At 71.0% G+C, this 7,566-nt stretch carries 8 protein-coding genes; 2 read left to right on the top strand and 6 right to left on the bottom strand.

The window, feature by feature from the left end:
* Positions 1-821: zinc-ribbon domain-containing protein (locus IM725_RS20520; RefSeq protein ID WP_227753957.1), on the bottom strand; the 821-nt coding region annotated here is incomplete at its 3' end.
* A gap of 153 nt (positions 822-974) precedes the next feature.
* On the opposite strand from IM725_RS20520, the gene IM725_RS19150 reads away from it, so the two are divergent.
* Entirely contained in the window at positions 975-1,544 is a 570-nt protein-coding gene (locus IM725_RS19150) for an HXXEE domain-containing protein (protein WP_193782240.1), read from the top strand.
* Here the strand turns inward: IM725_RS19150 and prmA are convergent.
* The 5 genes from prmA to IM725_RS19125 form a co-directional block, all read right to left on the bottom strand.
* Complete coding sequence (prmA, locus tag IM725_RS19145) at positions 1,541-2,428, bottom strand: 50S ribosomal protein L11 methyltransferase (RefSeq protein WP_193782239.1); 888 nt, start codon at positions 2,426-2,428, stop codon at positions 1,541-1,543. The genes IM725_RS19150 and prmA overlap by 4 nt on opposite strands.
* A 10-nt stretch (positions 2,429-2,438) precedes the next feature.
* Complete coding sequence (accC, locus tag IM725_RS19140) at positions 2,439-3,788, bottom strand: acetyl-CoA carboxylase biotin carboxylase subunit (protein WP_193782238.1); 1,350 nt, start codon at positions 3,786-3,788, stop codon at positions 2,439-2,441.
* Positions 3,789-3,801: 13 nt separating this feature from the next.
* Positions 3,802-4,257 (bottom strand): acetyl-CoA carboxylase biotin carboxyl carrier protein, encoded by a 456-nt coding sequence (accB, locus tag IM725_RS19135; RefSeq protein WP_193782237.1) that lies wholly within the window; start codon positions 4,255-4,257, stop codon positions 3,802-3,804.
* 135 nt (positions 4,258-4,392) lie between these two features.
* The gene (locus IM725_RS19130; RefSeq protein ID WP_193782236.1) at positions 4,393-4,938 is read right to left on the bottom strand and encodes a TlpA family protein disulfide reductase; all 546 of its coding nucleotides are present in this window, start codon (positions 4,936-4,938) and stop codon (positions 4,393-4,395) included.
* Positions 4,931-5,524 carry a hypothetical protein gene (locus tag IM725_RS19125; RefSeq protein WP_193782235.1) on the bottom strand — a complete coding sequence of 198 codons (594 nt, stop codon included), beginning with the start codon at positions 5,522-5,524 and terminating at the stop codon, positions 4,931-4,933. The genes IM725_RS19130 and IM725_RS19125 overlap by 8 nt, the downstream gene beginning before the upstream one ends.
* 72 nt (positions 5,525-5,596) lie before the next feature.
* Between IM725_RS19125 and IM725_RS19120 the strand changes: the two genes are divergently transcribed.
* A complete protein-coding gene (locus IM725_RS19120; protein WP_193782234.1) occupies positions 5,597-7,231 on the top strand; it encodes a long-chain-fatty-acid--CoA ligase in 1,635 nt (544 codons plus the stop codon).
* Positions 7,232-7,566: the final 335 nt, after the last annotated feature.

Below are 7,566 nucleotides of genomic sequence, written 5' to 3'. Positions count from 1 at the left end.
GTGTCTGCGGTGTCTGCGGTGTCTGCGGTGTCTGCGGTGTCTGCGGTGTCTGCGGTGTCTGCGGTGTCTGCGGTGTCTGCGGTGTCGGCGTGGGCGTTGGCAGTGCCTGCGTCTGCGCCGGCCGCTTCTGCCTCGGCGTCTGCCGCGGCGGCCCCGGGGGCGGGCGCAGCGACGGGCTCTTCAGGCTGCCCGGTCCCGGTCGGCGCGGGCTCGCCCCGGGCCTGCGCCAGCGTCCCGGAACTGGCAGGCGCCTGCGGCGCCGGTTCCGGTGCCTCGTGCGTGGGCGTGGCGCTGGCTGCCTGCGCAGCCTGCGGTGCGGGTGCCGGGGTCGGCGCGGCTGCTGGCGGTGACGAAGGGGTGGGTGCCGGCGCGCTGGCGGTGGGCGACGCGCGGCCCAGCCAGCGTGACAGTGCGCTCGGCAGCCTGGCAAGGGCTGACGCTGGCGCGGCCTCCGCGGCCAGCCCGAGGGATTCCGCCGACGAAGACCCAGGCGCAGGCCCCGGTAGCGGCGGCGTCGCGGGGTGCGGCTCGGGCGCCGGCTCGGCGTGCGGCACGGGCCGGGACGGCGCGTCGCCCCCGGCCGCCACCGACGGTGCCGGCGTGGCTGCGGGCGCGGGCTCCTCGTCCTGCGCGGGGCTTTCCGTGAGCCCTGCGGGGGCCGTTGGCACAGCGGCCAGTGCCGAGGCGTCCTGCATGTGCAGGCGGGCGTCGAACACCTCGCTGCAGTGGCCGCAGCGCACCCAGCCTTCGGAGATGCGCAACTGGTCGGGCACGACCTTGAACAGGGTCCCACAGGCGGGGCAGCGCGTGATGAGGCTCATCTCGGCCGGATTCTACGGGGCCGGGGGCAAGCAAGCCGCTTCGGCAGTCTCCGGGCGGGCCGCAGCGCCGCCGCGTTAGGATGCGCCTGCACGCGCCGGGCCCGTGCCGCGCCGCCCGGGGTCCACGTCAACATCGTCCGAAGGTCGTGCTCGATGCTGCAACGCCTGATCGCCCACTGGGTCTACGGCACGGCCTGCTGCGCCGTGCTGCTGCTGGTGCTGTCGCCGGCGCTGCTGGCCGGCGCAGGCCCAATCTTCATCGCCGCCTTCCTGCACCTGCCGGCGTACATGCTGCACCAGGTCGAGGAACACGACAGGGACCGCTTCCGCCTGTTCTTCAACGCGACGCTGGGCCACGGGCTGGAGGTGCTGTCGCCCGCCGCTGTCTTCGTGACCAATGTGCCGGTCGTCTGGGGCCTGCTCGCGGTGGCGCTCCTGGGCACCCGCGGCGATGCGGGCTGGGCGCTGCTGTCCGCCTACCTGGTGCTGGTGAACGGCGCGGTACACCTCGCGCACGCCATCGCCTTCCGCAGCTACAACCCCGGCCTGGTCACCGCCCTGGTGGTGTTCTTCCCGCTCGGCGCGACCACCGCCGCGATGGTGCAGCGCGCGGGCGCCGGGTCCCTGAGCTGGCACCTGGCGGGCCTGGGGACCGCGGTGGCCGTGCACGCCGCGATCATCGTGCACGTGCGGCGCCGCGCCGCCGCGCTGCGAAGGGCCTAGCGCGGGCGCTGGGCCGTCATCAGCACCCAGCCGTCTTCCTCGTCGGCCACCTGCAGCGCGAGGTGCGGGGCATAGGCCTCGCGCAGCTCGTCGGCCTGGCGCGAGAGGATGCCGGCCAGCACCAGGTCGCCGCCCGCCGCCACGTGCCCGCACAGCAGCGGCGCCAGCACCTTGAGCGGCATGGCGAGGATGTTCGCCAGCACCAGGTCGAAGCTGCCCGTCGCCCGGTCCGGCAGGCCGGCCTGCAGCGTGACGCCGTTGGCCTGCGCATTGGCCACGGTGGACTCCACCGCCGCCGGATCGATGTCCACGGCGACCACCTCGCGCGCGCCGTGCAGGGCGGCGCCGATCGCGAGGATGCCGGAGCCGCAGCCGTAGTCCAGCACGCGCCGGCCCTGCGGTGCCCGGTGGGCGATCCAGCGCAGGCACATCCGCGTGGTGGGATGGGTGCCGGTGCCGAACGCCAGGCCAGGGTCCAGCCGGATCACCTGGCGCGCCTGGGCCGGCGGCTGGTGCCAGGTCGGCACGATCCAGAACTCGGGCGTGATCTCCACCGGCGCGAACTGCGACTGGGTCAGGCGCACCCAGTCCTGGTCGGCCACCTCGTCCACGCCCAGCAGGGTGCAGCCCTCGAAGAAGTCCTGCGCCGCGAGCAGCGTGGCGGCTTCGCGGGCCGCGGCCTCGTCCTGGAACAGGGCCACCACGCGCGAGCGCTGCCAGCCCTCGCGCGGCGGCGGCAGGCCCGGTTCGCCGAACAGGGCCTGCTCGGCGTCGGTCTGGGCGTCCGCGTCCTCGACCGAGACGCTCAGCGCGTCCAGGGCTTCCAGCGCGTCGCCGATATCGGCCACGCGCGCCTCGGGGGCCAGCAGGCGAAGTTCGTGCATGGCGGGCGGCTCAGCGCTTGTGCTGCGCGAGCCACTGCTCCAGGTAGTGGATGTTGGTGCCGCCGTCCATGAACTTGGCGTCGACCATCAGTTCGCGGTGCAGCGGGATGTTGGTGTTGATGCCCTCGACCACGGTCTCCAGCAGCGCCGTGCGCATGCGGGCCAGGGCCTGCTCGCGCGTGTCGCCGTGGACGATGATCTTGCCGATCATGGAGTCGTAGTTCGGCGGCACGAAGTAGTTGTTGTACACGTGCGAATCGACGCGCACGCCCGGCCCGCCCGGCGCATGCCAGAGCGTGATGCGGCCCGGCGAAGGCACGAAGTTGTACGGGTCTTCGGCGTTCACCCGGCACTCGATCGCGTGGCCGCGGATCTGGACGTCGCGCTGGGTGAAGGGCAGCTTCTCGCCGGCCGCCACCATGATCTGCGTCTTCACGATGTCCACGCCCGTGATCAGTTCGGTCACCGGGTGCTCGACCTGGACGCGGGTGTTCATCTCGATGAAATAGAACTCGCCGTCCTCGTAGAGGAACTCGAAGGTGCCGGCGCCGCGGTAGCCGATGCGCTTGCACGCGGCGGCACAGCGCTCGCCGATGCGCTCGATCAGCTTGCGCGGGATGCCCGGCGCCGGCGCCTCCTCGATGATCTTCTGGTGGCGCCGCTGCATGGAGCAGTCGCGCTCGCCCAGGTAGATCGCGTTCTTGTACTTGTCAGCGAGGACCTGGATCTCGATGTGGCGCGGATTCTGGAGGAACTTCTCCATGTACACGGCCGGGTTGCCAAAGGCCGCGCCGGCCTCGGCCTTGGTCATCTGCACCGCATTGATCAGCGCGGCCTCGGTGTGCACCACGCGCATGCCACGGCCGCCACCGCCGCCGGCGGCCTTGATGATCACGGGGTAGCCCACGCTCTTGGCGATGCGGCGGATCTGCACCGGGTCGTCCGGCAGTTCGCCCTCGGAGCCGGGTACGCAGGGCACGCCGGCCTTGATCATGGCCTGCTTGGCCGAGACCTTGTCGCCCATGATGCGGATGGACTCGGGCGTGGGGCCGATGAACTGGAAGCCGCTCTTCTCCACCCGCTCGGCGAAGTCGGCGTTCTCGGACAGGAAGCCGTAGCCGGGGTGGATGGCCTCGGCGTCGGTCACTTCCGCGGCGGAAATGATCGCCGGCATGTTGAGGTAGCTCTGGGGCGAGGGGGCCGGGCCGATGCAGACCGCCTCCTCGGCGAGCTTGACGTACTTGGCGTCGCGGTCGGCTTCCGAATAGACCATCACGGCCCGGATGCCCAGTTCCCGGCAGGCGCGCTGGATGCGCAAAGCAATTTCGCCGCGGTTGGCGACAAGGATCTTCTTGAACATGGTGGGCGAGCGCTTACTCGATCACGAACAGCGGCTGCCCGTACTCCACCGCCTGGCCGTTCTCGCACAGGATCTGCGCCACGGTGCCGGACTTGTCGGCCTCGATCTCGTTCAGGATCTTCATGGCCTCGATGATGCAGATGGTGTCGCCTTCCTTGACCTGGCTGCCGATCTCCACGAAGGACTTCGCGCCCGGGCTGGACGCGCGGTAGAAGGTGCCCACCATCGGGGACTTGACCACATGGCCGGTCGGCGCGGCTTCGGCCGGCGGCGCCACCGGGGCCCCGGCCGGCGCGGCGACGGCGGCCTGGGCAACGGGCGCGGGAGCCACCATGGGCGCAAACACCTGCTGCACGGCACCACCACCCTTGACGATGCGGACCTTGCCTTCGGCTTCGGTGATTTCGAGTTCCGAGACGTTCGACTCCGACACGAGGTCGATCAAAGTCTTCAGCTTGCGCAAATCCATGGCGTTCTCCTGCCTCAACGAAAAGCCGAGAATCTACCGCAATAAATGGATAACTTTCGGCTTCTGCCCGCTTTTTGCGTTTATTTTTGCCGAAAGCTTGACACCGGCGGCACCATCGCCTAGTTCGGCCTGGCCTCAGGCGCGGCCTTGCACCCAGCGCCCGAGCTCGTCGGGGCTGATCCGGCCTATTTTACGCGCGAGCACCCCGCCCTGCGAATCCAGGACCACGGTGAAGGGCAGGCCGCCCGAATCGTTGCCCAGGGCCTTGGACAGCTCCGAGCCGCCCAGGCCCGCCAGGCCCACCGGATAACTGACCGGCGTGCGCTGCAGGAAGCCGCGCACGGCACTGGGCTGGTCTATGGCCAAGCCGACCACTTGCCAGTTTTTGGATGAGTTTTGACGGAAGAAGCCATCAAGAAGCGGCATCTCTTCCACACAGGGTGGGCACCAGGTGGCCCAGAAGTTGACCAGCAGGGGCCGGCCGCGCAGGGTCTGCAGGGCGAGCGTGCCGCCGGTGGGCGTGTCGAAACTCTGGCCCCAGAGCAGGTCGGCGGAGCGGTCGGCCGGGCTGTGGCGCCACAGGGCCAGGCCGGCGCCGGCCAGGGCGGCGGCCGTGCCCAGGCCGGCGACCAGCAGGTTGCGGCGGCGGGTGTCCTGGGGCGCGGGCGAGGTCTCAGTCATGGCCGGGATTGTCCACCAAGGCGCGCACGGCCGCGGTGTCACCGCGGGGCGTCCGCCCCTGCGCATCGGGTTTGAGCGCGCCACGCAGGTCGTCGTGGTCATGGATGAGCAGGTGCACGCCCACGTGCTCGCCCAGCGCCGGGCAGGGGCTGGACAGGCTGAGCGCCTCCACCGGCGCGCCGGTGAAGCCGGGCACGGTGCGCGGCTCGTAGGCCACGCCCCGGTCGATGAGCATGATCTCGGCCGACTTGGGGTCGTCGCAGAAGAGTTGCAGGTAGATGTCGGACAGGCGCGTCGCCGTGCCGTGCCAGACCGCGCCGGCCAGGTGCGGCCGGAAGTCGGCCAGGCGCTCCATCCAGGTCAGGGCCAGCTCGCGCAAGGCGGCCAGCTCGGCGGGCTGGGTGTCGGCGCAGAACAGGCTGATGTACTCGCGCACCGAGGCCTCGATCTCGTCGTTGTCCGGCAGGGCCGCCCGCTGGGGCAGGCCGAGCTGGCGCACCGCGCGGCGCTTGGCGGGGCCGTACTCCAGGCCCTCCTCCACCACCATCCGGGCGGCGGTGGCGGCGATCTCGCTTCGGGTATCCATGGGGCGATTCTGCATTGCCGCCGGCCGGGCCAGGCCCTACATTGGGCCGCGGAACAAGGACAAGGGGATGCCATGCACAGCACCATGATGGAAACGCCGCTCTCGCTCAACCACCTGCTGGAGCGCGCCGGCCGGCTGTTCGCCGGCAACGAGATCGTCTCGCGCCTGCCGGACAAGAGCCTGAAGCGCCACAGCTACGGCGAGTTCTACCGGCGCACCCGCTCGCTGGGGGCGGCGCTCAAGCGCCTGGGCCTGGCCAAGGGCGAGCGCGTCGCCACCCTGTGCTGGAACCACCACGCGCACCTGGAGTGCTACTTCGGCATCCCGGCCGCGGGCGGGGTGATGCACACCCTGAACCTGCGCCTGGCCGCCGAGGAGATCGGCTGGATCGCCGGCCACGCGAAGGACCGCATCCTGGTGGTGGACGACGTGCTGCTGCCCCTGTACCGTCAGTTCGCGCACCTGCATGCCTTCGAGAAGGTGCTGGTCTACCCCTTCTCGGGCCAGCCGGTGCCGGCGGAGTTCGAGGACTACGAGAAGCTGCTCGCCGCCGAGGACCCGGACCGCTTCGAATACGCCCCCCATGGCGAGGACGACCCGATCGCCATGTGCTACACCTCCGGCACCACCGGGCGGCCCAAGGGCGTGGCCTACTCGCACCGCTCCACCATCCTGCACACCCTGGTCGCGAGCCTGGCGGATTTCTGGGGCCTGCGCGGCACGGACGTGGTGCTGCCCGTCACGCCCATGTTCCACGCCAACTGCTGGGGCATGCCCTATGGCGCGGTGATGATGGGCGTGAAGATGGTCTTCCCCGGCCCGCACCTGCACCCCGAGGACCTGCTGGACCTGATGAAGCAGGAGCCGCCCACGCTGGCGCTGGGGGTGCCCACGATCTGGATGAGCCTGATCCAGGCCTACGAGGCGGCGCAGGCGCCGGGCTCGCCCAACCACGGCCGCTGGGTGCTTCCGCGGGGCATGCGTTCGCTGGTGGGCGGCGCGGCCGTGCCGGAGTCGCTGATCCGCGCCTTCGACAAGCACGGCATCTGGATCCTGCAGGGTTGGGGCATGACCGAGACCTCGCCGCTGGCGACGGTGTCCTACCCGCGGGCGGAACTGGCCGGCGCCGGCGACGACGAGCGCTACCGCCGCGCCGCGATGGCGGGCGTACCCGCGCCCCTGGTCGAACTGCGGCTGCGCGGCGATTCGGGCGTTGACCAGCCCTGGGACGGCCACAGCGTGGGCGAGATCCAGGTCCGTGGGCCCTTCATCACCGGCAGCTACCACGAGGTGCCGGTGTCGGGCGAGAAGTTCACCGCGGACGGCTGGCTGCGCACGGGCGACGTGGCGACCATGGACGCGCTGGGCTTCGTGCGCATCACCGACCGGACCAAGGACCTGATCAAGTCCGGCGGCGAGTGGATCAGCTCGGTGGACCTGGAGAACGCCATCATGGCCCACCCCGCGATCGCCGAGGCGGCCGTGATCGCCATCCCCGACGAGAAGTGGAGCGAGCGGCCACTGGCCTGCGTGGTGGCCAAGCCGGGCCAGGAGGCGCCCGCGCGCGAATCGCTGGACAAGCACCTGCTGGCCCACGGCTTCGCCAAGTGGCAGCTGCCGGAGCGCTACGAATGGATCGCCGCGGTGCCGCGTACGTCCACCGGCAAGTTCTGGAAGATGAAGCTGCGGGAGCAGTTCCCGAAGTAGCGGGACCGAGGACTGGCAGGCCTGCTGGAGAGCCTGGCAGGCCGGTCGGCACCCGGCTCCTTAGGCCCAGTCACGTGCCGGCCGAAGGTTTCGCGCGCCCGGATCGGACGGCTGGCAGCGCATTCCGCTCATGTCCCCCGCCGCGCTGCGCGCGGCTCCTCCTTGACTTCGCTCCATGCGCTGCCAGCCGCCCGATCCTTGAGGGGCGGGTGCGCCCGATCCTTGAGGTGCGGGTGCGCCCGATCCTTGAGGTGCGGGTGCGCCCGCCAGCGGGCCGCCGAGCGCCTGGCTCTCGAGGACTGGGGTGGGGGTGGCCCATGCAGCGAAGTCAAGGA

Source organism: Ramlibacter aquaticus (genome assembly GCF_015159745.1).
In the GTDB taxonomy this organism is placed as follows: Bacteria; Pseudomonadota; Gammaproteobacteria; order Burkholderiales; family Burkholderiaceae_C; genus Ramlibacter; species Ramlibacter aquaticus.
Note: the sequence above shows the minus strand (reverse complement) of the source record. Positions and strands in the feature narration are given on the sequence as shown.